Below are 25,318 nucleotides of genomic sequence, written 5' to 3' on the forward strand. Positions count from 1 at the left end.
TGGCGGTCGCCACAGCGGTGTACAGCGCGTCCATCGAAACCCTCCCTCTCGTCGTGGGGGGGCCCGGGGGGCGCCCGCCGCCAAAAACCGGCCCGCGGCCCCCCGCGCGGATCACTTCCGCGCGGGGCGCCTCCATGTCGTACGACGGTCTCCGGCTTCGTCGGCGGTCTCAGAGGCTTCCGTCGGTGGTCTCAGGCTTCCGCCGGAGGTCTCGGCCGTCACCGGGGTCTCAGCCCTCGCCGATGTCCTGGCCGATGTCCTCGCCGATGTCTTCGTGCCACAGCTCCGGGCTCCGCGCGATGAACTCCCGCATCAGCGCCACGCACTCCGCCGCGTCGAGCAGCACGATCTCCACGCCGTGCTCCGCGAGCCAGTCATGGCCGCCGTGGAAGGTCTCCGCCTCGCCGATCACCACGCGCGAGATCCCGAACTGCCGTACCAGCCCGCTGCAGTACCAGCACGGCGAGAGCGTCGTCACCATCGTCGTGCCCCGGTACGAGCGCTGCCGCCCCGCCGCGCGGAACGCGGCCGTCTCGGCGTGCAGCGACGGATCGCCGTCCTGTACGCGGCGGTTGTGGCCCCGGCCGAGCAGGGTCCCGTCCGCGCCGTACAGCGCCGCGCCGATCGGGATGCCGCCCTCGGCCAGCCCGGCGCGTGCTTCGGCGACGGCGGTCGCCAGCCACTCGTGCGCCCGCGCCGTGTCCGGTCCCGTCACGGCCGTCAGGACTTCGGCGGGGTGTCGTCGGCGCTGCCGCCGCCCTTCTCGCGCCGCTCGATCTCCTCCTCGCGGCGGCGCAGATCCGCCTCCCACCGCTCAAGGTGCGCGGAGTCGTCGTCCTCGGGCGCCTTGGCGGCCCCGCCCTGGGCGGCGTCGCCGGCACCGGCGCCCTCGTCGTCGTGCTTCTTGTCCTTGAGGGAGTTCAGGAAGTCCGGGTTGTCGTCCGGCGCCACCCAGCCGCCGCCCCGCGCCTTAGGCGTCCGCTCGCGCCCCACGATCAGCCAGGAAATGGACCCGACCAGCGGGAAGAGCAGCACCAGGATCGCCCAGACGGGCTTCGGGAGATACCGGATCTCCTTCTCCTCGGTGGTGATGCAGTCGATGAACGCGTAGATGCTGAGAGCCAGCGGCACCAGAATCATCAGCACCCGAAGCATGGAGCTCCCCCTGGTAAGTGGAGTTCGAGACCGGATCGCGGCCCCCGTGACAAGTCCAGCGTACCGAGTGCGCATCGGGCGAGTGGCTTCCTGTGGATGATCAGCGTCGCCCGACGGCCAGTAGGTGCGAGCTTGCGGCAAGGAGCTCGGGATAGGGCTCGGCCATGCGTGAGGCGGCGAGAGCGGAGGCGAACATGCGTGAGTCGCGCAGGGACTCGCCGGTGTGGTGCTCGGTCGCCTTCAGCAGCGCCCAGGCAGGACCTTCGATGCCATACACAGCGGTGTGCCTGAACCCGGCGGCGCGCAGCTCACCGTCGAGTTGTTCGCCGGTGTGGAAGTAGGCCTCGGTGAAACCCTTCCTGCCGTTGTGCGCACCTGTGGCCAGGATGGCGGCGATGCCTTTCTGAAGGTCAGGCTTGTCGAGATGGGCCAGCGCGCTGTGCTCGAACAGGGAGGCATATCTGTTGATCGCCGCCGCTGCGATCAGGCCACCGGGTCGGACCACTCGGTATGCCTCGGCCAGCGCCGTGCGCCGGTCGGACGCGTCCGTGAGGTGGTAGAGCGGGCCGAGCATCAGGACCACGTCGTACGAGGCGTCCTCGGCGGTAAGCGATCTGGCGTCCCCCAGCTCGACCGTGCACCCCGCGCCGATCGCGTCCGCGAGGTGCCGTTCGACGGGATCCACGAGGTGGACGCGGTAGCCGTCCGCGACCAGCCAGCGCGCGTGGGTGCCGGGGCCACCTCCGACATCGAGGACCGCCGCCGGCGCGGTCGGCGCGTGGCGCCGAAGGAGTTCCTGCGTCCTGAGGAGTTCCAGGGCGCCGTCGGCCGAACTGGTCAGGCGTTCGGACTCGTTGATGGTCGATGTGTAGAACGCGATGATCGCTGGTGGAACCCGTGGCGTTGTCATCTGTCTCCCTCACGGCCTTGGACTGCAGGTCCGGCCGCCGGTAATTTAGCCGGTTGACCTGTCCAGTCACCAGGAGGAATTGTGCCGCTTCTCAAATACGAGCAGATCGCCGACTCCCTACGCGCCAGGATCGCGGACGGTGAGTTCGGTCCCGGAGATCACCTGCCGTCGGGGCGGGATCTGTGCGAGCAGTGGTCCGTGTCGCGCGCGACAGTCATCAAGGCGATGGACGTGCTGCGCAACGGCGGTCTCGTTGTCGCACGGCAGGGGTCGGGTTTCACGGTCGCGGAAGGCCCGGTCGCCCGCCCTGCCGGGCGGAGGGGCGTGGGCACATCGCGTCTGGAGAAGGGCGGCCCCTTCCGCAGGCTGGGTACGCCCCGTAGGGAACGTCCCCCGCGTCATGTCGTGGGCGCGCTGGGCCTGGTGGAGGGGCAAGCCGCACTGCGGCGTGCCCGGCTGATGCTGCTGGCGGACGGCGCGCCGTATTCCCTGGTCACGGCCTGGTTTCCGGAAGCAGTGGCGGATCGTTGCCCCAAACTTGCGCAGAGCGGGCCGATCATCGAGGGGACCACGCACTACATCACCCGCATGCTCGGCAGGTCCCCGGTGGAGGGGAAAGATGTCGCCTCGGTAAGGACGGCCGATGCGGAAGAGGCCGAATTGCTCGGTCTCTCGCTCCCGGCAACGGTCGTGGCTGTCCTCCATGTCGCGTATGGCCGCGAGGGAGCAGCTCTGGTCTGTGAGGACGGAGTGACACCGGCTCACTTGTGGGAACAGGTCGACATCTACCCGATGGGGTGATGGTGACGCAGACCTCTTGATTGGACCGGTCAACCGGTCCAATATGTGTCGCATGGCGAATACGGAACGTGGCGACGGTGGGGATTTCGGCGATGCGGAACAGTCCGATCCGGTTAGTCATGCTCGGCTGCTGCCGTGGACGAGGGACGACGGTCGGCCGTGTTACCTGATGAGCGCGAGTGGTGATGGCTACGTCTCACGCCTCGCCGACCGGATGGAATCGGTGCAGTTGGACACGGGGGCTGAGGTGTTGCGGTGTGCGAGGTCGCTCATCACGGACCAGCGCACGACATCGCGCCAACTGCGCTTCGTCGCGACGCGGCTGTCCGAGTGCCTGACGGACGTTCTGAGGATTGCCGAGAGCCGAGGTGCCCGGCTGCCTCAGGGCACGGTCGAACGCTGACGCCAGAGGGGCGGGGAAATGTTCGAGGGGCGCGTGTACCGGGCTGAACCGACGGACTTTCAGTTGCAGGAGGTTGAACGGTATACGGGCGCGTGTCGATCCGTCTGGAACACCGCGCTCGAACAGCGGCGTGAGTATGGGCGTCGGGGTGGCCGGATCAGCTACGAAGAGCAGGCCCGGCAACTGGCCGAGGCGAAGAAAGTCCCGGAGTTCGCTTGGCTGCGTGAGGCTCCGGCTCATTCGTTGCAGCAGACGCTGATGGATCTGGACAAGGCGTGCCGCACGCACGGCGTAAGGAAGGTTCGTTGGAGGTCGAAAGGAAAGTGGTCCCCATCGATGCGGTTCCCCGACGGAAAGCATCTTCGAGTGGAGAAGCTGTCGCGGAAGTGGGCGCGTGTGAAGTTGCCCAAGCTCGGATGGGTCCGGTTTCGGCTTGCGCGTCCACTTGGCGGGACAATCCGGTCGGTCACGTTCCGCCGGGATGGAAGTCGATGGCAGCTCTCATTCCTGGTGGACACACCGGAGAAAGTCCGGACGGTCTCGCTGGCGCGAGGCCGGATCGGCCTGGACCGGGGCGTGGTCACGGCTGTTGTCACCTCGGAGGCGGATCCGGAGACCGGTACAGGATTTTTCGACCGTGAATTCCTCAGTACCGGTGAGGCGGAGCGCTACATGCGCCTTCAGCGACGACTGGCGCGATCCCGGAAAGGGTCCAACAGACGTCGACGGCTGCGGGCGGCCATGACAGTGGTCATGCGGCGGGTACGTCGCAGACGCGCCGACTTTCAGCACCGTACGGCACGCGAACTCGTCCACGGGAATGCGTTGGTCGTGCTGGAAGATCTGAACATCAAAGGCATGACAGCTTCCGCAAAAGGAACCGTAAGCCGACCGGGCCGCATGGTGGCGCAGAAGACCGGTCTGAACCGTGCGATCCGCAACAAGGGCTGGTACGGCCTGGAGACGGCTCTGCACAGCGTGGCCCGGACCACCGGCACCCGCATTCGCAAGGTCAACCCCGCTTACACCTCGCAGACATGCCCGAAGTGCGGACATGTGGATGCGGACTCGCGCAAGAACCAAGCCGAATTCGCGTGTACCCGATGCGCTCATACCGAGCATGCCGATCTCGTCGGCGCGAAGAACACTCTGGCCGCCGGGCATGGCGGTTACAGGACGTGGAGCCCTCCAGGCGTCGGCCGGGGCTGTGAAGCGTCAACCGGGCCACCGGGCTACCGGTGCGCGACTGTCTCAGCCGCAGACTGAGACGGGGAAGCCCCGGGCGTATCCCGCCGGGGAGGATGCCACACTGGAGCGTATGGCTTACGACGATCTTCGCTCGCTCCTCCGGGCGCTGGAGCGCGACGGCGACCTCAAGCGCGTCAAGACCGAAGTCGACCCGCATCTGGAAGTCGGGGAGATCGTGGACCGGGTGAACAAGGCCGGCGGGCCCGCGCTGCTCTTCGAGAACGTGCGCGGCTCGTCCATGCCGCTGGCGATGAACGTGTACGGGACGGACCGCCGCCTGCTCAAGGCGCTCGGGCTCACCTCGTACAGCGACATCAGCGACAAGATCGGCGGACTCCTCAAGCCCGAACTGCCGCAGGGCTTCGTCGGGGTGCGCGAGGCTTTCGGGAAGCTCGGCGCGATGACCCATGTCCCGCCGAAGAAGATCAAGCACGCGCCCGTCCAGGATGTCGTCCTCACGGGTGACGACGTCGATCTCGACCAGTTGCCCGCGCTGTTCACCTGGCCCCAGGACGGCGGGGCCTTCTTCAACCTCGGGTTGACGCACACCAAGCACCCGGAGACCGGTGTCCGCAATCTCGGGCTCTACCGGCTCCAGCGCCACGACCGGCGCACGATCGGGATGCACTGGCAGATCCACAAGGACAGCCGGAACCACTACCAGGTGGCGGCCAAGCGCGGGGAGCGGCTGCCGGTCGCGATCGCGTTCGGCTGCCCGCCGGCCGTGACATACGCCTCGACCGCGCCGCTGCCCGGCGACATCGACGAGTACCTGTTCGCGGGGTTCGTGCAGGGGCAGCGGATCGAGATGGTCGACTGCAAGACCGTGCCGCTCCAGGTCCCGGCCAACGCCGAGGTGGTCCTGGAGGGGTGGCTGGAGCCCGGGAAGACGCTGCCGGAGGGCCCGTTCGGGGACCACACCGGCTTCTACACCCCGCAGGAGGAGTTCCCCGCGCTCACCATCGACTGTGTGACGATGCGGGAGCGGCCGCTGCTCCAGTCGATCGTGGTCGGCCGCCCGCCGACGGAGGACGGGCCGCTGGGGCGCGCGACGGAACGGTTCTTCCTGCCGCTGCTGAAGATCATCGTGCCGGACATCGTGGACTATCACCTGCCCGAGTCGGGCGGGTTCCACAACTGTGCGATCGTTTCGATCGACAAGAAGTACCCCAAGCACGCCCAGAAGGTGATGCACGCGATCTGGGGCGCGCACATGATGTCGCTGACCAAGCTGATCGTGGTCGTCGACGCGGACTGCGATGTGCACGATCTGCACGAGGTGTCCTGGCGGGCGCTGGGCAACACCGACTACGCGCGCGACCTCACCGTCGTGGAGGGCCCGGTCGATCATCTCGACCACGCGTCGTACCAGCAGTTCTGGGGCGGCAAGGCGGGGATCGACGCGACGCGCAAGCTCCCCGAGGAGGGGTACACCCGGGACGGCGGCTGGCCGGAGATGGTCGAGTCCGACCCGGAGACGGCGGCGAAAGTCGACCGCCGGTGGAGGGAGTACGGGCTGTGACCAGCGCAGCGGCGGCAGTACCGCAGCCGGGCCGGACGAAGGCGTTCCTGCGGCTGGTGATGATCGAGCACTCGGTCTTCGCGCTGCCCTTCGCCTACATCGCCGCGCTGACCGCGATGTTCCAGCTCGACGGCAACGTCCACTGGGGCCGGCTGCTGCTGGTCACGGTCGCGATGGTCGGGCTCCGTACGTTCGCGATGGCGTGCAACCGGATCATCGACCGGGAGATCGACGCGCGCAATCCGCGCACGGCGGGGCGCGAGCTGGTGACGGGCGCCGTCTCCGTGCGCTCCGCGTGGACGGGCGCGCTGATCGCCGTCGTCATATTCCTCGGGGCGGCGGCGGCGCTCAATCCGCTCTGTCTGGCGCTCGCGCCGATCGCCGTGATCCCGATGGTGGTCTATCCGTACGGGAAGCGGTTCACCAATTTCCCGCACGCCATTCTCGGGGTCGCCCAGGCCATGGGCCCGGTCGGCGCCTGGCTCGCGGTCACCGGGAGCTGGTCGTGGGAGGCGGTGATCCTGGGCCTGGCGGTGGGGATCTGGATCGGCGGCTTCGACCTGATCTTCGCCTGCCAGGACGTGCAGGCGGACCGGGCGCACGGGGTGCTGTCCGTACCGGCGCGCTTCGGTGTCCCGGCGGCGCTGTACGGGGCGCGCGCGTCCCATGTGGTGACGACGGTGCTGCTGGTCTGGTACGCGCTGGCCACCGGCGCCGGGGTGTTCTTCTGGACCGGGCTGGTGATCGTCGTGGGTGCCTTCCTCTACGAGCACACGATCGTGAAGCCGCACGACCTGTCGCGCCTGAACCGGGCGTTCTTCTCCGTGAACGGGTTCATCGGGATCGCCCTGTTCGTGTGCGCGCTGCTGGATCTGCTGGTGCGCGGCCTCACCCTGTGACGGGCCCCGGGGCGGCCCTGAGCCGCCTCGGCCCGCGATGCCTCAGCCTATGAGTTCGTTCATGGGCGGCTTCCTGCGGAACATGAAGGCGGCCATGACGCCGCCTATCAGCCCGAAGAGATGGCCTTGCCAGCTCACCGCCGGGTTGGTCGGCAGGACGCCCCAGAGCGCCGAGCCGTAGACCGCCAGCACCAGCAGCCCCGTCACCATGTCCACCGCGCTGCGGTCCACGAAGCCGCGGACCAGCAGATAGCCGAGCAGGCCGAAGACCACGCCCGAGGCGCCCGCCGTGACGGAGTGGTCGGCGGCGGTGAGCCAGACGCCGAGACCGCCGACGAGCATGATCGTCAGCACCACGGCGGCGAACCGGCGCAGCCCGTTCAGCGCGGCGAGGAAGCCGAGGATCAGCAGCGGCACGGTGTTGGACGCGAGGTGGTCGAAGCCGTGGTGCAGGAACGCCATCGGGATGACGTCCCGCAGCTCGCCGAACTCGCGCGGGCTCAGCCCGTACGTACTCAGCGAGCCCGTCGCGCTGTTGAAGGCCTCCAGGACCCAGAGCAGCGCGACCCAGCCGGCCATGAGAGCGGCCGCGCCCTTCACCCGGTCGGTGCGGGTGCGCGGGGTCGATGTGGTCGGGTCGACGGGCGAGTACGGCATCGCAGGCCCCCCTGTGGTCCACGGTGATCCATGTGTTCCGTTGTGCGGAGAACGTCTGTTCCGTTGTGCGGAGAACGTCCGGGACCCGGCCCCCGGTTCCCGGCCGGGCCCGCCGGATAGGCTCGGTGCCGTGAAGCCCGGATCGTACGCAGACCACCGCCCCCCGCACCCGACGGAGCGGCCGAGGCGGCCCTGGGTCGTCGGGATCTCCGGCGCGTCCGGGACGCCGTACGCCGCCGCCGTGCTGCGCGGGCTGCTGGCGGCCGGTGAGAGCGTCGACCTCGTCGTCAGCAGGGCGTCCCGGCTGACCCTGCTCGACGAGACGGGCACCGGCTTCCGGGACGCGCACTGGCGGGAGGACCTGGCCGCCTGGCTGGCGCGCGGCGCCGACGGCAAGCCGGACACCTTCACCGGCGGGTCGGCGCCCGACCTCTCGGACGTGCGGTACTGGGCCGCCGGGGACCTGGCCGCCGGGCCGTCCTCCGGGTCGTACGCGTCGAAGGGGATGCTGATCGTCCCCGCGTCCACGGCGTGCGTGGCCGGGGTGGCGCTCGGGCTCTCGAAGGACCTGCTCCAGCGCGCGGCGAGCGTGACGCTGAAGGAGCGCCGGAGGCTGGTCGTCACCGTACGGGAGACGCCGCTGAACGGGCAGACGCTGGAGCACCTGGTGACGCTGGACCGGGCGGGCGCCGTGGTGCTGCCCGCCTCCCCGGCGTTCTACGCGGGCGCGACCCACATCCAGGACCTGGTCGACTTCGTCGCGGGGCGGGTGCTGGACGCGGCGGGGGTGGCGCACGGGCTGTACCGCCGCTGGGAGGGGGAGCTGGGAGGCCCGGGGGGCTCGGGAGGACATGGGGGCCATGGCGGCCCGGGGAGTCATGGGAGCCCGGGAGACCCCCGCGTGCGGTGAGCCACGGCTGATCATTTCCTGAACCATTTGCTAAATTCGCAGGACTTCACCTCTTCATGCCTTAGATTCTCTCTATAACTTTGCGGGATTGCTGAATAATGGAAGGTTTCAGGCATATGGACGCCGTGGATCGGCAGCTCATCCAGGCCCTCAGGGAGAACGGCAGAGCCTCCTACGCCGAACTGGGCCGGCTCGTCGGGCTCTCCGGGCCCAGCGTCACCGACCGCATCAACCGGCTCGAAGCCGCGGGCGTCATCACCGGCTACCGCGCCACGGTCGACTCCGCCTCGCTCGGCCTCGGGGTCACCGCGCTGATCGGGATCTCGCTCTCCGACGCCGCCGACCACGAGGACGTGGCGCGCCGGATGCGCGACCTCGGGGAGATCGAGGACTGCTGGTTCATCGCGGGCGACGACTCGTTCATGCTCAAGGTCCGCGCGAGCGACGTCGACGGCCTGGAGAAGACGATCCGGCGGCTGAGCGGCACCAAGGGCGTCTCCCGGACCCGTACGACCATCGTCCTCTCCACGAAGTGGGAGAACCGGGTGGGCGAACTGCCCGAGGACTGATCGAGGACTGCCCGGGGACTGACCGAGGACTGGTCGAGGACTGACCGAGCAGGGCTGACCGAGGGGCGCCTCGGGTTCTGTCGGTCCGGGGGCGTAGGCTCGTCTGGCCCGATTGGTAGACGTATGGGAGGCGGCCTGATGACTGCATCTGTCCAAGATGTGGGTCTCAAGCGCGAGCTGGAAGCCAAGGTCCTGGCCGGTGAGCGGCTGACGCGCGAGGACGGCATCGCCCTGTACGAGTCGGACGACCTCGCCTGGCTCGGCGGGCTCGCCCACGAGGTACGGACCCGCAAGAACGGTGACGTGGTCCACTTCAACGTCAACCGGCACCTCAACATGACGAACGTGTGCACCGCGTCGTGCGCGTACTGCTCGTTCCAGCGCAAGCCGGGCGAGAAGGACGCGTACACGATGCGCATCGAGGAGGCCGTCCGCCTCGCCAAGGCGATGGAGGGTGAGAGTCTCACCGAGCTGCACATCGTCAACGGCCTCCACCCGACGCTCCCGTGGCGCTATTACCCCCGCTCGCTCAGCGCGCTGAAGGAAGCCCTTCCGCAGGTCTCCCTCAAGGCGTTCACCGCCACCGAGATCCACCACTTCGAGACGATCTCGGGGCTCTCCGCCTCCGAGATCCTCGACGAACTGATCGAGGCCGGCCTGGAGTCGCTGACCGGCGGCGGCGCCGAGATCTTCGACTGGGAGGTCAGGCAGCACATCGTCGACCATCGGACGCACTGGGAGGACTGGTCGCGCATCCACCGCCTCGCGCACGAGAAGGGGCTCAAGACCCCGTGCACGATGCTGTACGGGCACATCGAGGAGCCCCGGCACCGGGTGGACCACGTGCTGCGGCTGCGTGAGCTCCAGGACGAGACCGGCGGCTTCCAGGTCTTCATCCCGCTGCGCTACCAGCACGACTTCGTGGACATGAAGGACGGCAAGATCCGCAACCGCCTCCAGGCGCGCACCTCGATGGCGACGGGGGCCGAGGCGCTGAAGACCTTCGCGGTCTCCCGGCTGCTCTTCGACAACGTCCCGCACGTCAAGGTCTTCTGGGTGATGCACGGCGTGCAGACCGCCCAGCTCGCGCTCCAGCACGGCGCGGACGACATGGACGGCTCGGTCGTCGAGTACAAGATCACGCACGACGCGGACAACTACGGTACGCCCAACAAGCTCGGCCGGGAGGACCTGCTCGACCTCATCCGTGACGCGGGCTTCCGCCCCGTCGAGCGGAACACCCGGTACGAGATCATCCGCGAGTACCCGGGCCCGGACCCGGACCGCCGCGAGGCCCCGCAGGCGATGCGGCTCTGAGGCGGGGGTTCCGATGGCGCTCGCGTTCGAGCTGGATCCCGCGGTGGACCGCGCCCTGCGGGACGGGCTCCTCGCGCTGTGGACGGACGTCTCCAACGCCGGTGGCGCGGTCGGGTTCGTCCCGCCGGTGACGTCCGAGGACATACGGCCCGAGCTGGTCAGGCACTTCGCGTCGATGGACGAGGGCCGCACCCGGCTGCTGGTCGGGTACGACGAGGCGGGCACCGTCGCCGCGGTGGCGTTCCTCACCCTCAACACCCACCGGCTGATGCGCCACTGGCTCTGGCTCTACACGGTGATGGTCCACCCCCGGTACCAGGGCCGGGGGTACGGCCGCGACCTCATGGCCGCCGCGGCCGACGCGGCGCGCTCCGTCGACGGCATCGAGGCGATACGGCTCACCTGCCGGGGCGGCACGGGCGCGGACGCGTTCTACACGGCCTGCGGCTACAAGGAGGTCGGCCGGGTGCCGGACGCGATCCGGGTCGCCCCGGGCGACGACCGCGACGACATCACGATGCTGCTCCCGCTGAACCGGCACTGAACGGCGCGTGCTTCACTGTTCGTACGCCTTTCGGACATCCAGGAAGAGAGAGAAGGCCCGCTGTGACCGCTGTGAAGACAGGCGCCACCCTCCGGTACACCGCGATGCGCCTGGGCATCTTCGTCGGAAGCTTCGTCGTCGTCGCCGGACTGGTCCAGTTCGGCGTGCTGCCCAAGGGGCTCGGGGACTCGAACTTCATCTGGGTGCTGCTGCTCGCGATCGTCATCTCGGCGCCGCTCAGCTTCGTGCTGCTGCGCAAGCAGCGTGACGCCATGTCCGAGCAGATCGTCGGCAAGGTCGGCACCGCGAAGGCCCGGCTGGAGGCCAACCGGTCGCAGGAGGACGGCGCCGCCGTCCAGTCCCAGTCGTAGCGGCGGCAGCGACAGCTCCTACGCGCCCGCCCAGGAGGGCGGGTCGTGGTCGCCGGGGGCGACGAGTCCCGTCTCGTAGGCGAGGACGACCGCCTGGGCCCGGTCACGCAGGGCCAGCTTGGCGAAGATCCGGGCCACATGGGTCTTCACCGTCGCCTCGCTGAGCGTCAGGGCCCGCGCCAGTTCGGCGTTGGAGAGCCCCCGCCCCAGCAGTGTCAGCACCTCGTGCTCGCGGGGCGTCAGGGCGGCGAGATCACGGTGTACGGCCGGGGCATGGCCGCTCGGGGCCGCTCGGCGGCCATGGCCGGGTTCCTGGGACCCCGGCGCCGGGGCGCCGGACGCGAAGCGCTCCACCAGGCGGCGGGTGATCGACGGAGCCAGCAGCGCGTCACCGGTGTCGACGAGGCGCACGGCGGCGGCGAGATGCGCCGGGGTGACGTCCTTGAGAAGGAAGCCGCTGGCACCGGCGGCGAGGGCGGCGTAGACGTAGTGGTCGAGGTCGAACGTGGTCAGCATGATCACTCGGCACTCCGGGGCCCGCGCGAGCACGCGCCGCGCGGCCTCCAGACCGTCCATCACGGGCATCCGGATGTCCATCAGCACGACGTCGGGCCGCAGTTCGGACACCGCCGCCACCGCCTCGGCCCCGTCGCCCGCCTCGCCGACGACCTCGATACCGCGCGCCCGCAGGATCAGACAGAAGCCGGTACGCACCAGCTCCTGATCGTCGGCGATCACCACACGGGGGCCGCGCCCGGCCGGCGGTGTCGCGGCCGACGCCGTCACGGCCGGTCCAGCGGGATCCGGGCGCGGACGCGGTAACCGCCGCCGAGCCGGCGCCGGGCGTCCAGGTCGCCGCCGTAGACGGCCACCCGCTCCCGCAGCCCGATCAGCCCGCGGCCCGTACCATCGGCGGGCCGCGCCGCCGGACCCGGCCGGTCACCGGGGACGCGGCCGCCGCCGGCGAGCGTGTTCGGCCCGCTGTTCAGCACCTCGACCCGCAGGCTGCGCTCCGCGTACCGCACCGTCACCTCTGCCTTCACCCCGTCCCCGTGCTTGAGCGCGTTGGTCAGCGCCTCCTGGATGATCCGGAAGGCGGTGGCGTCGACACCGGCCGGCAGCGGACGCGGCTCCCCGGAGATCCGTACCTCCACGGACAGCCCGGCGAAGGAGACCCGGTCGATCAGCGGGCTGAGCCGGCGCAGACTCGGCTGCGGTGCCAGGCCCGTACCGTACGGATCCGTACCGTAAGAGCCCGTACCGTACGGCGCGTCCTCACCGTTCTGCGCGGGGGCCAGCAGGCCGAGCAGATGGCGCAGTTCGGTCATCGCGTCCCGCCCGGCGGTCTCGACGGCGGCCATCGCGGCCGCGGCCTCGTCGGGCAGCGTGGCCAGCACCTCGCGGGCGGCCCCGGCCTGAACGACCATCAGGCTCACGTTGTGGCTGACGATGTCGTGCAGCTCCGCCGCGATCCGGGACCGCTCCGCGTCGACCGCGGTGCGCGCCGCGCTCTCCCGTTCCCGCTCCAGCAGCCAGCCCCGCTCCTCCACGGCCGCCCGGTGCGCCCGCCGGGCGCGCGCCAGCAGCGCGCCCAGCCACCCTGCCGCCGCGCACGCCACCACCAGGGCCGCGGCCAGCCATCCCACCGCCGCCGAACTCCCCACCCGTACCCCGCCTCCGCCCGTCCCCGACGCCCCGACGCCCCCAGCTTCACAGCGACCGGCGCCGTGCGCGTCATCCTCCGGGCGGGCCGCGTACATCGCCGGGATGACGGGCCGGACCGGATACATCCCGCGCGTGACGCCCGGCCCGGACGCCCCTTCTAGGTTCGTGCCATGACAACTGATGACGGCGGCCCGCCGCGGATCGTCGTACGCCTGGACGGCGTGCGCAAGGAGTACGGCGAGGCCAGAGCCCTGGACGGGATGTCGGTGGAGATACGGGCGGGGGACGCGGTCGCCGTGATGGGGCCCTCCGGCTGCGGCAAGTCCACCCTGCTCAACCTGGTCGCGGGCCTCGACCGCCCCACCTCGGGCACGGTCGAGGTCAACGGCCAGGACCTGGCGGAGCTGAACGAGACCGGGCTCGCGCTGTTCCGGCGGCAGCACATCGGGATGATCTTCCAGTTCTTCAATCTCATCGACGACCTGCCGGCGCTCGACAACGTGGCGCTGGCCGCCCAGCTGACCGGAACCCCGGCCCGGCAGGCCCGGCTGCGCGCGCTGGAACTCCTCGACGAACTGGGCGTCGCCGACCGCAGGAACAGCTATCCGGCCGCCCTCAGCGGCGGCGAGCGCCAGCGCGTCTCGGTGGCCAGGGCGCTGATGAACCGTCCGGCGCTGCTTCTGGCCGACGAGCCGACCGGCGCCCTCGACAGCCGCTCCGGCGAGCAGGTGATGGACCTGCTGATCGACCTCAACCAGATCGGCCAGACCCTGCTGATCGTCACCCACGACCCGCACCTCGCCACGCGCTGCGCCAGCCGCCTGGTCGAGATGGCCGACGGCCGGGTGGCCCGTACGAGCGCGCTGGAGCCGACCGTATGAGCGCCGTGTGGCGGGCCTCGCGCGGGGCCGTGCGGCGCCGCAGGCTCCAGACCTTCGTCATCGGTCTCGTCGTCCTGTGCTCCACCGTGACCGTGCTGCTGGCGCTGGCCGTCCTCGACGCCGCCTCGGCCCCCTTCGACCGGGCCTTCGCGGAGCAGCGCGGAGCCCACGCGGTGGCGAGCTTCGACGCCGCGAAGGTGTCGGACGCGCAGCTCGCGCGGACCGCCGGGCGACCCGGGGTCGCCGCGGCCGCCGGGCCGTTCGGGCAGGCCGTCCTGGAGCTGCCCGAGAGCTGGCTGTTCCGGCCCGCCGGGGCGCTCACCGTGGTGGGCCGGGCCGACCCGGCGGGGCCGGTGGACCGGATCAGGCTGCTGACCGGCCGCTGGGCCACCGCGCCCGGGGAACTCGTCGTCGAATGGCCCGTCCAGGGCACGCCCGACACGGAGATGCTGGGGACCGAGCTGAGGACGCCCGGGGCCCCGCCCCTCACCGTCGTCGGGTTCGCGGCGAGCATGAGCAGGTCCGCCGGCGGCTGGGTGACCCCCGGGCAGGTGGCGGCGCTGCATCCGACCTCGGCCCAGATGCTCTACCGCTTCCAGGAACCGGGCACCGGGACCGACGCGCGGCTCGGGGCCGGGCTGGACAACGCCACGGCGGGGCTGCCCGCCGGGGCGCTGACCGGCGCGCAGTCCTACCTCACGCTCAAGCGGACCTTCTCCGCGCAGGCCGACGCGTACCTCCCGTTCATGACGCTCTTCGGGGTGCTCGGGCTGCTGGTCTCGGTGCTGATCGTCGGGAACGTGGTCAGCGGCGCGGTGGTCTCCGGATACCGGCACATCGGCGTGCTCAAGGCGCTGGGCTTCACCCCGAACCAGGTCGTCGCCGTCTACCTGACCATGGTGTCCGTGCCCGCCGTCGCCGGCAGCGTCCTCGGGACCGCACTCGGCAACGTGCTGGCGGGACCCGTCCTGAAGCTGGCCTTCGGCGGGATCGAGACCGGCACCGCGTCCATCGGCGTCAGTCCCTGGCTCTCCGTCGTCTGTCTGCCGGCCATGCCCGCGCTCGTCGTCCTCGCCGCGCTGGTGCCCGCGCTGCGCGCGCACTCGCTGCCCGCCGCGCGGGCGATCAGCGCGGGCAGCGCGCCACGGACCGGGCGCGGGCTGCGGGTGCAGCGATGGCTCGGCGGTACGCGGCTGCCGCGCCCGGTGAGCCTGGGGCTCGGCCAGCCGTTCGCCCGGCCGGGCCGGACGCTGCTGACCATGGCGGCCATCGTCCTCGGGGTCACCACCGTGACCCTGACCACCGGCCTGACCAGCACGATGGTCGCGTACGCGGGCGGAGCCCGGGGCAACGGCGCCGACCGGGTCGACGTGGACATGAGGGACCCCGAGGACACGGGGGATCCCGAGGAGGGTGGGGCGGCACGGAAACCCGATGACCGGCGGATCGAGGCGCGGCTGCGCGCGCTGCCCGGTACCGGCCGGATCACGGTCCGCGCGCTTGCCAAAGTGCGTGTCGCGGGTGTCGGCACCACCCCGTTCCTCGACTTCTACTGGGGGGACACCCGGCCCCTCGCCCGCCGGATCGTCGAGGGGCACTGGCCGGACGGACCGCGCGAGATCGCGGCGGGGCCGGCGTTCCTGAAGCAGAACGGGCTCGCGGTCGGCGACCGGACCACCCTGTACCTGAACGGCAGGCAGCTGCCCGTGACCGTGGCCGGCCGGCTCATCGACGGCGACGCCCGGTCCATGGAGACGGGACGGCGGACCATGGCCGAACTGGCCCCGGACGTTCCGGTCTTCGGCTACACGATCCAGCTCGCCGACGGCACCGACACCCGGTCCTACCTCAAGGCCGTCGAGGCGGTCGATCCGGCGCTGCGCCCGTCCCTGAGTATCGCGAGCGCCGGTCCCGTCGTGGCCGTCGTCACCTTCTCGACGGTCTTCACCGTGCTGCTGACCGTCGTCGCGGCCCTCGGTGTCTTCAACACTGTCCTGCTGAACACCCAGGAGCGGCGGCGGGATCTGGGCATGCTCAAGTCGATCGGGATGACGCCCCGCCAGACGCTGCTGATGACGGTGACGTCGGTCGCCGGGCCGGGCGCGGCCGGCGGGCTGCTCGGCGTCCCCCTCGGGATCGTGGCGCACCGGCTGGTCGTGGACAACGTCGGGATCATCGAGTTCCCCGAGTCCATGAAGAACGTGTGGCACGTACCGCAGTTGACGGGTCTGGCCCTGGCGGGCGTCACGATCGCCGTGCTCGGCGCGCTGGTCCCGGCGCGGTCGGCGGCCCGCCTCACCATCGCCCGGGTGCTGCACAACGAGTAGCCGCTCCGGGCTGCCGGGCCCCTGACGAGCCATAGGGTGGGCCCGGCAAGCAGAACTGGTGGGGGCGGGAAGAGGGAGTCGGGAGTGGCTGCGGGTGGTGCGGCAGGGGCCGCAGGGGCTACGGAAGTCGCGGCAGCCGTGGGGGCGGTGGGGACTACGGAGGCCGCGGAGGTCGCGGAGACCGCCGGGAGCGGGCGGTCCGGCAGGCGGATGCCGCGCGCGGTGCGGGAGCGGATGATGATGGACGCCGCCGTACGGACCTTCGGGCGGCGCGGGTACCGCGCCGCCTCGATGGACGACATCGCCGAAGTGGCCGGCGTGTCCAAGCCGTTGGTCTATCTGTATCTGAACTCCAAGGAGGAGCTTTTCATCTCCTGTATCCGCCGCGAGGCCGCCGCGCTGCTCGAAGCCGTCACCGAGGGCGTCCAGCCGGGAGTGTCGGCCGACCTCCAACTGCGCTCCGGGCTGGGGGCGTTCTTCGCGCACACGGCGGAGCACCCGGACGGCTGGTCCGTACTGCACCGTCAGGCGCGCACGCACGGGGAGCCGTTCGCGGGGGAGGCGGCGAAGGTACGGGACGAGCTGGTGGCGTTCGTGGCGGGGCTCATCGGCGCGGCGGCACGCGAGGCGGCCACCGGCCGGGAGAGCGGCCCGGGAGGCAACCCGGGAGGCAACCCGGGAGGCAACCCGGGAGGCGGCGCGGAAAACGGCGCGGGGGAGCTGGCCGACCGGGATCTGGCCGGGCTGGCGCAGGCCCTGGTGGGGGCCGCGGAGTCGCTGGCCGGGTGGGCCATCGAGACGCCCGGCGTGTCGGCCAAGGAGGCCGCGGCCACGCTGATGAACTTCTCCTGGATGGGCCTCGGCCGGCTCATGGACGGCGAGCGCTGGCCGACGACAGCTCGCCGGTGACATGGACGCGCGCCCCGGCGCCGTCGCGCAGTTCGAAGGCGACACCCGAGGGCGAGGACCTCGACACGTAGGTCACGGTGCCCGGCAGCGGCACCGGCGCCCGGAACTCCGCCCGCGCGCGGGCCGCCCGGGGCGCGCCCCGGCCCGTCTCCGCCTCCGCCACACAGCGGGCGAACGTCCACATGCCGTGTGCGACGGCGCGCGGGTAGCCGAACGGTTTCGCCGCCAGCGGGTGCAGGTGGATCGGGTTGCGGTCGCCCGACACGGCACCGTAGCGCCGCCCGAGCCGGGCCGGCAGCCGCCACCGCGCCGTCGCGGCCAGCAGCGCCGCGGCGTCGGGGGCGTCGTCGGCCGGGGCGGCGCCATGGGAGGGACGGGCGCCGTAAAGGGGATGGGGGGTATGCGTGCCGTGCCGGGCGAGATAGGCGCCGCGTGACATCCAGACCGGCTCGTCACCGATCCGCGCCTCGGTCACCATGATCACCTCCGTGCCCCGCCGGTGCGGCGCCAGCCGCTCCGCGTACACCGTGAGCGCGGGCCGGTCGCCGGCCGTCAGGGCCCGCCGGCCGCTGACCTCGATCCAGGTGTGGACCAGCCCGAGCACCGGCAGCGGGAAGTGGTGCTCCGTCATGATCCGCAGGGCGAGCGGGAATCCGAGCACGTGCGGATACGGGAGCGGTACGGCGCCGTCCCGGGGGAAGCCGCAGATCCGGGCGTACGAGGCGAGCCGCCCCGGGTCGATCCGGGCGCCAGGGAGGACGAGCCGGGTGCCGGGCAGGGACGCGTCCTCGTGCGGCGGCAGGCGCTTGAGGGGCGCGGTGACCACGCCACGGACCAGGGCGGGCAGCAGCCGGGGCGGCGCGGAGAGCGTGCGGGCGAAGCTGTCACGCATGGGCGGGACATGCTCCTTCGGGCGTCTCCCGGATCCACCGGCACGGGGCCACCGGTCGCGGAAGTCCGGGTTTTTCGGTGAGGAATCGGCCGGGTGCTGTGCCGGAGAGGTGCAGATAGCGATCGGCCATTGTCCTGACTCCCTGGACGGTCATAGTTTAACTATTAAGTAAGGTGACTGTCCGTAAGGTTACTGAAGAGTCAGGATCTGGTCGAGGTGATTCCCCTTCGTGCCCGCTGAGATGCGCCCCGCCCCGCCCGCACCGCTTCCCGCGCCGCCGGCGCAGCCGTCGGCCGAGCCGGTGAAGGTGAGGGAGGACGGGGTCGTCAGAGAGGTGGCCGTACCGCCGCTCGCGCGGCCCGTACGGCGCGGCTCGCTGGCCGGCATCCCCTTCGACAACGCCCGTGAGGCGCCGGACGCGGTCGTCCTGAGCCGTAAGCGGCCCGCGACCGGCCGGAACGCGGAGCCGGGAGCGGCGCGCGGCAGGCGCGGCGGAGGCAGGACCGGCAGCGGCGCGGCGTGGCAGGACGTCACGGCCGCCGCCTTCGCCGGTGAGGTGCTGGCCGTCGCCAAGGGGCTGATCGCGGAGGGGCTGCGCCCCGGCGACCGGCTCGCGATCATGTCCCGTACGACCTACGAGTGGACGCTCCTCGACTTCGCCGCCTGGGCCGCCGGGCTGATCACCGTACCCATCTACCCGACCTCCTCGGCCTTCCAGGCCCGCTGGATCCTCCAGGACTCGGGCGCCGTGGCCTGTGTCGTCGAGGACGGCATCCAGGCGCGCATGATCGGCCAGGAGCGCGACCGGCTGCCCGGACTCACCCGGCTGTGGACCGTCGAACGGGGCGCTGTCGACACCCTGTGCGCGGCGGGGCGGGAGGTCCCGGACGACGAGGTCACCGCGCGGCGCGCGGCCCTCGGCCCCGACTCCGTCGCGACCATCAGCTACACCTCGGGGACCACGGGACGCCCGAAGGGGTGCGTCCTCACGCACGGCAACTTCTTCGCGGAGGTGGACAACGCGATCGAGCTGCTGCACCCGGTCTTCAAGGCGCCGGGCCAGGCCCGTTACGCACCGCCCGCCCCCTCCCACGCCGGGGACCCGCACGACTCGTCCAGCCCGCACGACTCCTCCGACCCGTCCAACCTGTCCGACCCGCACGACTCCGCCACCCCGTCCGACCCGCACGATTCCGCCACCCCGTCCGACGCGTCCGGGACGCTCTCCACCCTGCTCTTCCTGCCGCTCTCCCATGTCTTCGGCCGGATGGTCGCGGTCGCCTGTCTGCGCGCGCGGGTACGGCTCGGCCACGCGCCCTCCATCAGGACCGAGGACCTGCTCGCGGACCTCGCGGGGTTCCGCCCGACGTTCCTGCTGGCCATCCCGTACGTCCTGGAGAAGGTCTACAACACCGGCCGCGCCCGGGCGGAGCGGATGGGGCGCGGCGCGTCCTTCGACCGCGCGGCGCGGATCGCCGAGGCGTACGGCGCCGCGGTCGAGGCGGCCGGCCACGGCGAGGGCCCCGGCCCGTCCCTCGGGCTGCGGGCCCTGCGGGCGCTCTACGAGCCGCTGGTCTACCGGCGGATCCGCGGGGCCCTGGGCGGGCGGGTGAAGTACGTGATCTGCGGCGGCTCCCCGCTGGGGCGCAGGCTGGCGGCGTTCTACTCGGGCGCCGGGGTCATGACCTTCGAGGGGTACGGCCTGACGGAGACCACGGCGGCGTCGACCGTCACCCCGCCGCTCCGGCCCCGGCTGGGTACGGTCGGCTGGCCGATGCCGGGGACGTCCGTACGGATCGCGGACGACGGGGAGGTGCTGCTGCGCGGCGGCCAGGTCTTCGCGGGCTACTGGGACGCCGGGCGCGGTGAGGCCGTACGGGTCCTGGAGCCCGGCCCGGACTCCGGCCCCGGCTCGGCGGAGGGGTGGTTCGCCACCGGGGACCTGGGGGCGCTGGACGAGGGCGGCTATCTGACGATCACCGGGCGCAAGAAGGACGTCATCATCACGTCCAGCGGCAAGAACATCGTCCCGGCGCCGCTGGAGGACTGGCTCCGCGCCCATCCGCTGGTCAGCCAGTGCCTGGTGGTCGGCGACAACCGTCCGTACGCCGCCGCCCTGATCACCCTGGAGCCGGAGGGCCTGGCCCACTGGCGGCTGATGCGGGGGAAGCAGGGCGCTCCGCTCGCCGCCCTCGTCCACGACAAGGAGCTGCGCGGCGCGCTCCAGCGGGCGATCGACGAGGCGAACCGGCTGGTCTCGCGCGCCGAGTCCATCCGCCGCTTCCGGGTCCTCGATGTGGACTTCACGGAGGAGGCCGGCCATCTCACCCCCACGCTGAAGCTGCGGCGCGCGGCGATCGCCGAGGGCTTCGCGGCGGAGATAGCCGAGCTGTACGCGTAAAGGCTTTGTAAGCGGTGACCGGGCACTCGGTGAACGGATGTTCTATTTAAATCTTCGGGAATTCCGGGCCGCGGGCCGGGTAGGCGCGGGAAAAGGCAGGAGCCCCGCCTTCCCCCCGCCTGAGCGGGAGGAGCAGGGCTCCTTGGGTACTGCGTGTAAAGACGTCTACTGGGTGTAAGACGTCCGCGATCGCCGGACCTGGCAACTAGGCCGGGGTGACGTTCTCCGCCTGCGGGCCCTTCGGACCCTGCGTGACGTCGAAGGTCACTACCTGGTTCTCCTCAAGGGCGCGGAAGCCACTTGCGTTGATCGCGGAATAGTGGACGAAGACATCCGGGCCGCCGCCGTCCTGGGCGATGAAGCCGAAGCCCTTTTCAGCGTTGAACCACTTGACGGTTCCGGTAGCCATAAGCCCTCCTTGGGCCAAAGGGTTGCCCTGCTCCAGAACCTGCAAAGAAGTCTGAAAACTACAAAAGCCTGCGGGTCACATGCTCCGCAGGCTCTGTACTGCAAGGGAAACCAAACTGCAACTTGCGGCGAGCCTAGCACGCAGCATGTGCGCAGCGGTAGAGGGAAAGATCACTTCACCCGGACGTTTGTATAAGGGCCTGGCGCGCTGACGAATCGAGGGCCGCCGACACTCCCGCCGGCCCCCTGCCGGCCCCGCGCGCGGGGCCGACACAGGCCCCGCTCTCCGGCCCCCGGAGCCGTTCCCCCGACGGCCCGGGGCTAGCCTCACGCTGTGGACAGTCCAGAGGAAAAGACAGCGGCAGAAGCAGCGGCGGAAGCAGCGCGAGAAGCAGCGGGGGAAGCGACCGCGGCGGTGACGGCGGCGCCGGGAGCGCCCGCCCGGGCCGGAGGCGACACGGGTGGCGACGGCGGCGCAAACAGCGGCGACGGCGCAAAGGGTGACGCCGGCGCAAACGACGACGCCGGTGGTCACGGGACCCGGCCGCGTGTCGGCCATATCCAGTTCCTGAACTGCCTGCCCCTCTATTGGGGGCTCGCGAGGACCGGAACGCTTCTTGATCTGGAACTGACGAAGGACACGCCGGAGAAGCTCAGTGAACGGCTGGTGCGCGGCGAGCTGGATATCGCCCCCATCACGCTCGTCGAATTCCTCCGCAACACCGACGATCTCGTCGCCTTCCCCGATCTCGCGGTCGGCTGCGACGGCCCCGTCATGTCCTGCGTGATCGTTTCGCAGGTGCCGCTGGACCAGCTCGACGGCGCCCGCGTCGCCCTCGGCTCCACGTCCCGTACCTCGGTACGGCTGGCGGAGCTCCTGCTGAGCGAGCAGTACGGCGTACGGCCCGACTACTACACGTGCCCGCCCGACCTCGGCCTGATGATGCAGGAGGCCGAGGCCGCCGTCCTCATCGGCGACGCCGCCCTGCGCGCCTCGCTCCATGACGCGCCCCGGCTCGGCCTCCAGGTCCATGACCTGGGTCAGATGTGGAAGGACTGGACCGGGCTGCCGTTCGTCTTCGCGGTCTGGGCGGCGCGCAAGGACTACCTGGCGCGTCGGCCGAAGGTCGTGCGGGAGGTCCACGAGACCTTCCTGGCCTCCCGGGACCTCGCCCTGGCGGAGGTGGCGACGGTCGCCAAGCACGCCGCACGCTGGGAGGCCTTCGACGCGGAGCTGCTGGAGCGTTACTTCACGACGCTCGACTTCCGCTTCGGCCCCGAACAGCTCGCGGGCGTCTCGGAGTTCGCGCGCCGGACGGGACCGACGACCGGATTCCCCGCCGATGTCCACGTCGAACTCCTGACCTCCTAGGCTGACCCCCTGAAAGCACGAAGGGCGCGCCTTCGCCAGGGCGCGCCTTCGACAGAGGGGACGGGCATGCAGCCGCTCGACACAGGCGATCCGTCGGAGATCGGCCCGTACCGCTTGCTCGGGCGACTGGGTGCCGGCGGGATGGGCCGCGTCTTTCTCGGACGCTCGGCCGGCGGCCGTACGGTGGCGGTCAAGGCCGTCCATCCGCACTTCGCGACGGACGACGAGTTCCGGGCCCGCTTCCGCCGTGAGGTGAAGGCGGCGCGGCTGTTCGGCACCGGTCCCGGCGGGGCGCGCTGGTCTGCGCCGGTGCTGGACGCGGACCCGGAGGCGGCCGTTCCCTGGGTGGTCACGGGCTATGTCGCGGGCCCTTCGCTGACCCAGGCCGTCGCCGGCCACGGGGCGCTGCCGGAGTCCTCCGTACGGGCGCTGGGCGCCGGACTCGCCGAGGCGCTGACCGCCGTCCACGCCCTGGACCTGGTCCACCGCGACGTCAAGCCGTCGAACGTGCTGCTCGCGCTGGACGGCCCCCGGCTGATCGACTTCGGCATCGCGCGCGCCACCGACGGCACCTCCTCGCTCACCTCGACGGGCGTCTCGGTCGGCTCGCCCGGCTACATGTCGCCCGAGCAGATCCTCGGCCGGAAGATCACCGGTGCGGCCGATGTCTTCTCGCTCGGCGCGGTCCTCGCGTTCGCCGCGACGGGCACCAGCCCCTTCCCCGGCGACTCCTCGGCCTCGCTGCTCTACAAGGTGGTCCACGAGGAGCCCGAACTCGACGATCTGCGGGGCGAGGTGCGGGAGCTCGTCGTGCGCTGCCTCGACAAGGACCCGGCCGGGCGGCCCACCCCCGCGGAGGTCGGCCGGCTCCTCGCCCCCGACGGCGCGGAGGCGCTGGTGGCGGGCGGCTGGCTGCCGGGGCCGCTGGTCGAGGAGGTCAGCCGGTCGGTGGTGCGGCTGCTGGACCTGGAGACGTCGGGCCACCGCCCCGACGCGCCCGCCCGCTCCGGGGCGGCGAGCGCCGGACAGCCGTCCGCCGCCCTCCCGACCGGGCCGGTGGCCTTCAGCAACCCGTCCCTCGGCGGCCCCTCGCCCACCGGACCGGCCGGCGCCGCTCCCGCCGGTCCCTCCCTCGGGACCTTCGGCCCGCCCGTCGAGCCGACGTCCCTGGACGGCGCGCCGAGCCTTCCGGTCACCGCCGACGTGCGGACCCAGACCGCCCCGGTCCGCGGCAACGGCCCCGGTGCGGGCGCCCCTCACGCGCCCGCCGCCGCGCCCGGCCGCCCCCGCCGCCGTACCGGCCGCAGACTGGGCTGCGCCCTCGCCGTGGTCGTGGTGGGCGGCCTCGGCTTCGCGGGCGTCCTCCTCGCCTCGGGACTCGGCTCGTTGATCCTCGACCAGATGCGCGACGACATCATCAACGAGGGCACCCGGAACCCCACCGACGGCGGCAGCACGGCCGGGAGTTCGGAGGGAACCGCGGAGGGGAGCGAGGGCGGGTCCGCCACCGGGGTCCCCAAGACCTTCGTCGGCACCTGGAGCGGGCCGGTCACCGAGCGCAGCGGACTGCCGCACGGCACGCTCACCGCGGAGATAGTCCAGGGCGGGAAGGGCGAGGACATCGTCCGTACGACGAGCCGGATCACGGTCCTCGGCGCCAAGGTGGAGTGCTTCGGCGTCGGCAAGCTCGTCTCCGCCACCGACGACGAACTGCGCGTCGAGGAGCGCACGGACCCCACGAAGCGGAGCGCGAAGGACCTGTGCACCACGGGCGGCGTGGCGGAGCTGACCTTCACCCGCGCCTCCGGCACCACCCTCGACTACGCGTCCGCCGAGGAGGCCGCGGGTACCCCGAAGGGGACCCTCACCAAGGAGTGAGGGGGACTGGCGTAGGCTGAATCGGTCGTGACAACCCCTTGGGAAGGACCCGCCCCGGTGACCGAGAAGGCCGACCTGACGTCCGTTCTGGCCCGTGCCGCCGCGGGTGGGCGCATCACCCCCGAGGAGGCCCTCGACCTCTACCGCTCGGCGCCGCTGCACGCGCTGGGCGCCGCTGCCGACGCGGTACGCCGCCGCCGGTACGCGGGTACGGAGCACATCGCGACGTACATCATCGAGCGGAACATCAACTACACCAACGTCTGCGTGACGGCGTGCAAGTTCTGCGCCTTCTACGCCGCGCCCAAGGACACCGCCAAGGGGTGGACCCGCGATCTCGACGACATCCTGCGCCGCTGCGCGGAGACCGTCGAACTGGGCGGTACGCAGATCATGTTCCAGGGCGGGCACCACCCGGACTACGGCGTCGAGTACTACGAGAAGCACTTCGCGGCGATCAAGCAGGCGTACCCGCAGCTCGTCATCCACTCCCTCGGCGCCTCCGAGGTCGAGCACATGGCCCGGATCTCCAAGGTCTCCGTCGAGGAGGCGATCCGGCGCATCCACGCCGCAGGTCTCGACTCCTTCGCGGGCGCCGGCGCCGAACTGCTGCCTGCGCGGCCCCGCAAGGCGATCGCCCCGCTCAAGGAGTCCGGCGAGCGCTGGCTGGAGATCATGGAGGCGGCGCACGGTCTGGGCGTCGAGTCCACGTCCACGATGCTCATGGGCACCGGCGAGACCAACGCCGAACGCATCGAGCACCTGCGGATGATCCGCGACGTACAGGACCGGACGGGCGGCTTCCGCGCGTTCATCCCGTATACCTACCAGCCCGAGAACAACCACCTGAAGGGCCGGACGCAGGCCACGCTCTTCGAGTACCTGCGGATGATCGCGATCGCCCGGATCTTCCTCGACAACGTCGCCCACATCCAGGGCTCGTGGCTGACCACCGGCAAGGAGGTCGGCCAGCTCTCGCTGCACTACGGGGCGGACGACCTCGGGTCGATCATGCTGGAGGAGAACGTCGTCTCCTCGGCCGGTGCCCGGCACCGCTCGAACCGGCTGGAGATCATCGACCTGATCCGCAAGGCGGGCCGCGTCCCGGCGCAGCGCGCCACGACGTACGAGCACCTGGTGGTGCACGACGACCCGGCGAACGACCCGGTCGACGAGCGGGTCGCGTCGCACATCTCGTCGACGGCGATCGAGGGCGGCACGGCCCACCCCGAGCTGAAGCTCATCGCCACCAACTGACGTGGTCGGACCGGGTTCTGTG

At 71.3% G+C, this 25,318-nt stretch carries 25 protein-coding genes; 17 read left to right on the top strand and 8 right to left on the bottom strand.

Features of this window, described 5'->3' with window-relative positions; genetic code table 11:
• Positions 1-229: 229 nt before the first annotated feature.
• The 3 genes from ACFXKG_RS10400 to ACFXKG_RS10410 form a co-directional block, all read right to left on the bottom strand.
• A complete protein-coding gene (locus ACFXKG_RS10400) occupies positions 230-715 on the bottom strand; it encodes a nucleoside deaminase (RefSeq protein WP_384835360.1) in 486 nt (161 codons plus the stop codon).
• 5 nt (positions 716-720) lie between these two features.
• On the bottom strand, positions 721-1,155 hold the full coding sequence (locus ACFXKG_RS10405) for a PLD nuclease N-terminal domain-containing protein (protein WP_384835363.1): 435 nt from the start codon (positions 1,153-1,155) through the stop codon (positions 721-723).
• A gap of 100 nt (positions 1,156-1,255) precedes the next feature.
• Positions 1,256-2,065, bottom strand: coding sequence for a class I SAM-dependent methyltransferase (locus ACFXKG_RS10410; protein WP_384835366.1), 810 nt, complete (start codon positions 2,063-2,065; stop codon positions 1,256-1,258).
• 81 nt (positions 2,066-2,146) lie between these two features.
• Here ACFXKG_RS10410 and ACFXKG_RS10415 point away from each other — a divergent pair, with 81 nt between their 5' ends.
• From ACFXKG_RS10415 to mqnP, 5 genes are read left to right on the top strand one after another with little or no spacing between them, the layout of a single operon-like run.
• Positions 2,147-2,866 carry a GntR family transcriptional regulator gene (locus tag ACFXKG_RS10415; RefSeq protein ID WP_384835369.1) on the top strand — a complete coding sequence of 240 codons (720 nt, stop codon included), beginning with the start codon at positions 2,147-2,149 and terminating at the stop codon, positions 2,864-2,866.
• 52 nt (positions 2,867-2,918) lie between these two features.
• The gene (locus ACFXKG_RS10420) at positions 2,919-3,269 is read left to right on the top strand and encodes a hypothetical protein (RefSeq protein WP_384835372.1); all 351 of its coding nucleotides are present in this window, start codon (positions 2,919-2,921) and stop codon (positions 3,267-3,269) included.
• 18 nt (positions 3,270-3,287) lie between these two features.
• Positions 3,288-4,535 (top strand): RNA-guided endonuclease InsQ/TnpB family protein, encoded by a 1,248-nt coding sequence (locus ACFXKG_RS10425; protein WP_384835375.1) that lies wholly within the window; start codon positions 3,288-3,290, stop codon positions 4,533-4,535.
• 52 nt (positions 4,536-4,587) lie between these two features.
• The gene (locus ACFXKG_RS10430) at positions 4,588-6,039 is read left to right on the top strand and encodes a menaquinone biosynthesis decarboxylase (RefSeq protein ID WP_365814438.1); all 1,452 of its coding nucleotides are present in this window, start codon (positions 4,588-4,590) and stop codon (positions 6,037-6,039) included.
• Positions 6,036-6,938, top strand: a complete 903-nt coding sequence (mqnP, locus tag ACFXKG_RS10435) for a menaquinone biosynthesis prenyltransferase MqnP (protein ID WP_384835380.1) — start codon at positions 6,036-6,038, stop codon at positions 6,936-6,938. Before ACFXKG_RS10430 ends, mqnP begins: the two co-directional genes overlap by 4 nt.
• A gap of 42 nt (positions 6,939-6,980) precedes the next feature.
• On the opposite strand, the gene ACFXKG_RS10440 is transcribed toward mqnP, so the two are convergent.
• The gene (locus ACFXKG_RS10440; protein ID WP_384835383.1) at positions 6,981-7,595 is read right to left on the bottom strand and encodes a rhomboid family intramembrane serine protease; all 615 of its coding nucleotides are present in this window, start codon (positions 7,593-7,595) and stop codon (positions 6,981-6,983) included.
• Positions 7,596-7,725: 130 nt separating this feature from the next.
• Here ACFXKG_RS10440 and ACFXKG_RS10445 point away from each other — a divergent pair, with 130 nt between their 5' ends.
• The 5 genes from ACFXKG_RS10445 (at position 7,726) to ACFXKG_RS10465 (ending at position 11,306) form a co-directional block, all read left to right on the top strand.
• A complete protein-coding gene (locus ACFXKG_RS10445; RefSeq protein ID WP_384835386.1) occupies positions 7,726-8,505 on the top strand; it encodes a UbiX family flavin prenyltransferase in 780 nt (259 codons plus the stop codon).
• 116 nt (positions 8,506-8,621) lie between these two features.
• Positions 8,622-9,074 (top strand): Lrp/AsnC family transcriptional regulator, encoded by a 453-nt coding sequence (locus ACFXKG_RS10450; RefSeq protein ID WP_382894938.1) that lies wholly within the window; start codon positions 8,622-8,624, stop codon positions 9,072-9,074.
• Positions 9,075-9,197: 123 nt separating this feature from the next.
• The gene (gene mqnE, locus ACFXKG_RS10455) at positions 9,198-10,391 is read left to right on the top strand and encodes an aminofutalosine synthase MqnE (protein WP_384835390.1); all 1,194 of its coding nucleotides are present in this window, start codon (positions 9,198-9,200) and stop codon (positions 10,389-10,391) included.
• A 13-nt stretch (positions 10,392-10,404) separates the two neighbouring features.
• Entirely contained in the window at positions 10,405-10,935 is a 531-nt protein-coding gene (locus tag ACFXKG_RS10460; protein ID WP_384835393.1) for a GNAT family N-acetyltransferase, read from the top strand.
• 62 nt (positions 10,936-10,997) lie between these two features.
• On the top strand, positions 10,998-11,306 hold the full coding sequence (locus tag ACFXKG_RS10465) for a DUF4229 domain-containing protein (protein ID WP_382894944.1): 309 nt from the start codon (positions 10,998-11,000) through the stop codon (positions 11,304-11,306).
• An 18-nt stretch (positions 11,307-11,324) separates the two neighbouring features.
• Here the strand turns inward: ACFXKG_RS10465 and ACFXKG_RS10470 are convergent, their stop codons facing one another.
• Both ACFXKG_RS10470 and ACFXKG_RS10475 read right to left on the bottom strand, forming a co-directional pair.
• Positions 11,325-12,092 carry a response regulator gene (locus ACFXKG_RS10470; protein WP_384835396.1) on the bottom strand — a complete coding sequence of 256 codons (768 nt, stop codon included), beginning with the start codon at positions 12,090-12,092 and terminating at the stop codon, positions 11,325-11,327.
• Positions 12,089-12,952: a sensor histidine kinase gene (locus ACFXKG_RS10475; RefSeq protein ID WP_384835399.1), complete on the bottom strand. Its 864-nt coding sequence runs from the start codon at positions 12,950-12,952 to the stop codon at positions 12,089-12,091. Before ACFXKG_RS10475 ends, ACFXKG_RS10470 begins: the two co-directional genes overlap by 4 nt.
• A gap of 189 nt (positions 12,953-13,141) precedes the next feature.
• Here ACFXKG_RS10475 and ACFXKG_RS10480 point away from each other — a divergent pair, with 189 nt between their 5' ends.
• The 3 genes from ACFXKG_RS10480 (at position 13,142) to ACFXKG_RS10490 (ending at position 17,088) form a co-directional block, all read left to right on the top strand.
• A complete protein-coding gene (locus ACFXKG_RS10480) occupies positions 13,142-13,852 on the top strand; it encodes an ABC transporter ATP-binding protein (RefSeq protein WP_384835402.1) in 711 nt (236 codons plus the stop codon).
• Positions 13,849-16,179, top strand: a complete 2,331-nt coding sequence (locus ACFXKG_RS10485) for an FtsX-like permease family protein (protein ID WP_384835405.1) — start codon at positions 13,849-13,851, stop codon at positions 16,177-16,179. Before ACFXKG_RS10480 ends, ACFXKG_RS10485 begins: the two co-directional genes overlap by 4 nt.
• Before the next feature lie 210 nt (positions 16,180-16,389).
• The gene (locus ACFXKG_RS10490; RefSeq protein ID WP_384835910.1) at positions 16,390-17,088 is read left to right on the top strand and encodes a TetR/AcrR family transcriptional regulator; all 699 of its coding nucleotides are present in this window, start codon (positions 16,390-16,392) and stop codon (positions 17,086-17,088) included.
• Here ACFXKG_RS10490 and ACFXKG_RS10495 read toward each other — a convergent pair.
• Entirely contained in the window at positions 17,048-17,980 is a 933-nt protein-coding gene (locus ACFXKG_RS10495; protein ID WP_384835408.1) for a MaoC/PaaZ C-terminal domain-containing protein, read from the bottom strand. The genes ACFXKG_RS10490 and ACFXKG_RS10495 overlap by 41 nt on opposite strands.
• 241 nt (positions 17,981-18,221) lie before the next feature.
• Here ACFXKG_RS10495 and ACFXKG_RS10500 point away from each other — a divergent pair, with 241 nt between their 5' ends.
• On the top strand, positions 18,222-20,381 hold the full coding sequence (locus ACFXKG_RS10500) for an AMP-dependent synthetase/ligase (protein ID WP_384835913.1): 2,160 nt from the start codon (positions 18,222-18,224) through the stop codon (positions 20,379-20,381).
• Positions 20,382-20,586: 205 nt separating this feature from the next.
• On the opposite strand, the gene ACFXKG_RS10505 is transcribed toward ACFXKG_RS10500, so the two are convergent.
• Positions 20,587-20,790, bottom strand: coding sequence for a cold-shock protein (locus ACFXKG_RS10505; RefSeq protein WP_365814426.1), 204 nt, complete (start codon positions 20,788-20,790; stop codon positions 20,587-20,589).
• A 558-nt stretch (positions 20,791-21,348) separates the two neighbouring features.
• On the opposite strand from ACFXKG_RS10505, the gene ACFXKG_RS10510 reads away from it, so the two are divergent.
• The 3 genes from ACFXKG_RS10510 to mqnC all read left to right on the top strand — a co-directional run bounded on the left by ACFXKG_RS10510 (position 21,349) and on the right by mqnC (position 25,296).
• Positions 21,349-22,161 carry a menaquinone biosynthesis protein gene (locus ACFXKG_RS10510; RefSeq protein WP_365814463.1) on the top strand — a complete coding sequence of 271 codons (813 nt, stop codon included), beginning with the start codon at positions 21,349-21,351 and terminating at the stop codon, positions 22,159-22,161.
• Between the two features lie 66 nt (positions 22,162-22,227).
• Positions 22,228-24,039 carry a serine/threonine-protein kinase gene (locus ACFXKG_RS10515; RefSeq protein WP_384835412.1) on the top strand — a complete coding sequence of 604 codons (1,812 nt, stop codon included), beginning with the start codon at positions 22,228-22,230 and terminating at the stop codon, positions 24,037-24,039.
• 57 nt (positions 24,040-24,096) lie between these two features.
• Complete coding sequence (gene mqnC, locus ACFXKG_RS10520) at positions 24,097-25,296, top strand: cyclic dehypoxanthinyl futalosine synthase (RefSeq protein WP_365814424.1); 1,200 nt, start codon at positions 24,097-24,099, stop codon at positions 25,294-25,296.
• The last annotated feature ends 22 nt before the right edge of the window (positions 25,297-25,318 follow it).

Source organism: Streptomyces sp. NPDC059255, assembly GCF_042752355.1.
In the GTDB taxonomy this organism is placed as follows: Bacteria; Actinomycetota; Actinomycetes; order Streptomycetales; family Streptomycetaceae; genus Streptomyces.

What these genes read in the sequence shown, in the direction of transcription:
- ACFXKG_RS10405 (WP_384835363.1), bottom strand. Translation starts at nt 1,155, where the DNA reads ATGCTTCGGGTGCTGATGATTCTGGTGCCGCTGGCTCTCAGCATCTAC.
- ACFXKG_RS10410 (WP_384835366.1), bottom strand. Translation starts at nt 2,065, where the DNA reads ATGACAACGCCACGGGTTCCACCAGCGATCATCGCGTTCTACACATCG.
- ACFXKG_RS10420 (WP_384835372.1), top strand. Translation starts at nt 2,919, where the DNA reads ATGGCGAATACGGAACGTGGCGACGGTGGGGATTTCGGCGATGCGGAA.
- ACFXKG_RS10425 (WP_384835375.1), top strand. Translation starts at nt 3,288, where the DNA reads ATGTTCGAGGGGCGCGTGTACCGGGCTGAACCGACGGACTTTCAGTTG.
- ACFXKG_RS10430 (WP_365814438.1), top strand. Translation starts at nt 4,588, where the DNA reads ATGGCTTACGACGATCTTCGCTCGCTCCTCCGGGCGCTGGAGCGCGAC.
- ACFXKG_RS10440 (WP_384835383.1), bottom strand. Translation starts at nt 7,595, where the DNA reads ATGCCGTACTCGCCCGTCGACCCGACCACATCGACCCCGCGCACCCGC.
- ACFXKG_RS10450 (WP_382894938.1), top strand. Translation starts at nt 8,622, where the DNA reads ATGGACGCCGTGGATCGGCAGCTCATCCAGGCCCTCAGGGAGAACGGC.
- mqnE (WP_384835390.1), top strand. Translation starts at nt 9,198, where the DNA reads ATGGGAGGCGGCCTGATGACTGCATCTGTCCAAGATGTGGGTCTCAAG.
- ACFXKG_RS10460 (WP_384835393.1), top strand. Translation starts at nt 10,405, where the DNA reads ATGGCGCTCGCGTTCGAGCTGGATCCCGCGGTGGACCGCGCCCTGCGG.
- ACFXKG_RS10480 (WP_384835402.1), top strand. Translation starts at nt 13,142, where the DNA reads ATGACAACTGATGACGGCGGCCCGCCGCGGATCGTCGTACGCCTGGAC.
- ACFXKG_RS10485 (WP_384835405.1), top strand. Translation starts at nt 13,849, where the DNA reads ATGAGCGCCGTGTGGCGGGCCTCGCGCGGGGCCGTGCGGCGCCGCAGG.
- ACFXKG_RS10490 (WP_384835910.1), top strand. Translation starts at nt 16,390, where the DNA reads ATGCCGCGCGCGGTGCGGGAGCGGATGATGATGGACGCCGCCGTACGG.
- ACFXKG_RS10495 (WP_384835408.1), bottom strand. Translation starts at nt 17,980, where the DNA reads ATGCGTGACAGCTTCGCCCGCACGCTCTCCGCGCCGCCCCGGCTGCTG.
- ACFXKG_RS10500 (WP_384835913.1), top strand. Translation starts at nt 18,222, where the DNA reads ATGCGCCCCGCCCCGCCCGCACCGCTTCCCGCGCCGCCGGCGCAGCCG.
- ACFXKG_RS10505 (WP_365814426.1), bottom strand. Translation starts at nt 20,790, where the DNA reads ATGGCTACCGGAACCGTCAAGTGGTTCAACGCTGAAAAGGGCTTCGGC.
- ACFXKG_RS10515 (WP_384835412.1), top strand. Translation starts at nt 22,228, where the DNA reads ATGCAGCCGCTCGACACAGGCGATCCGTCGGAGATCGGCCCGTACCGC.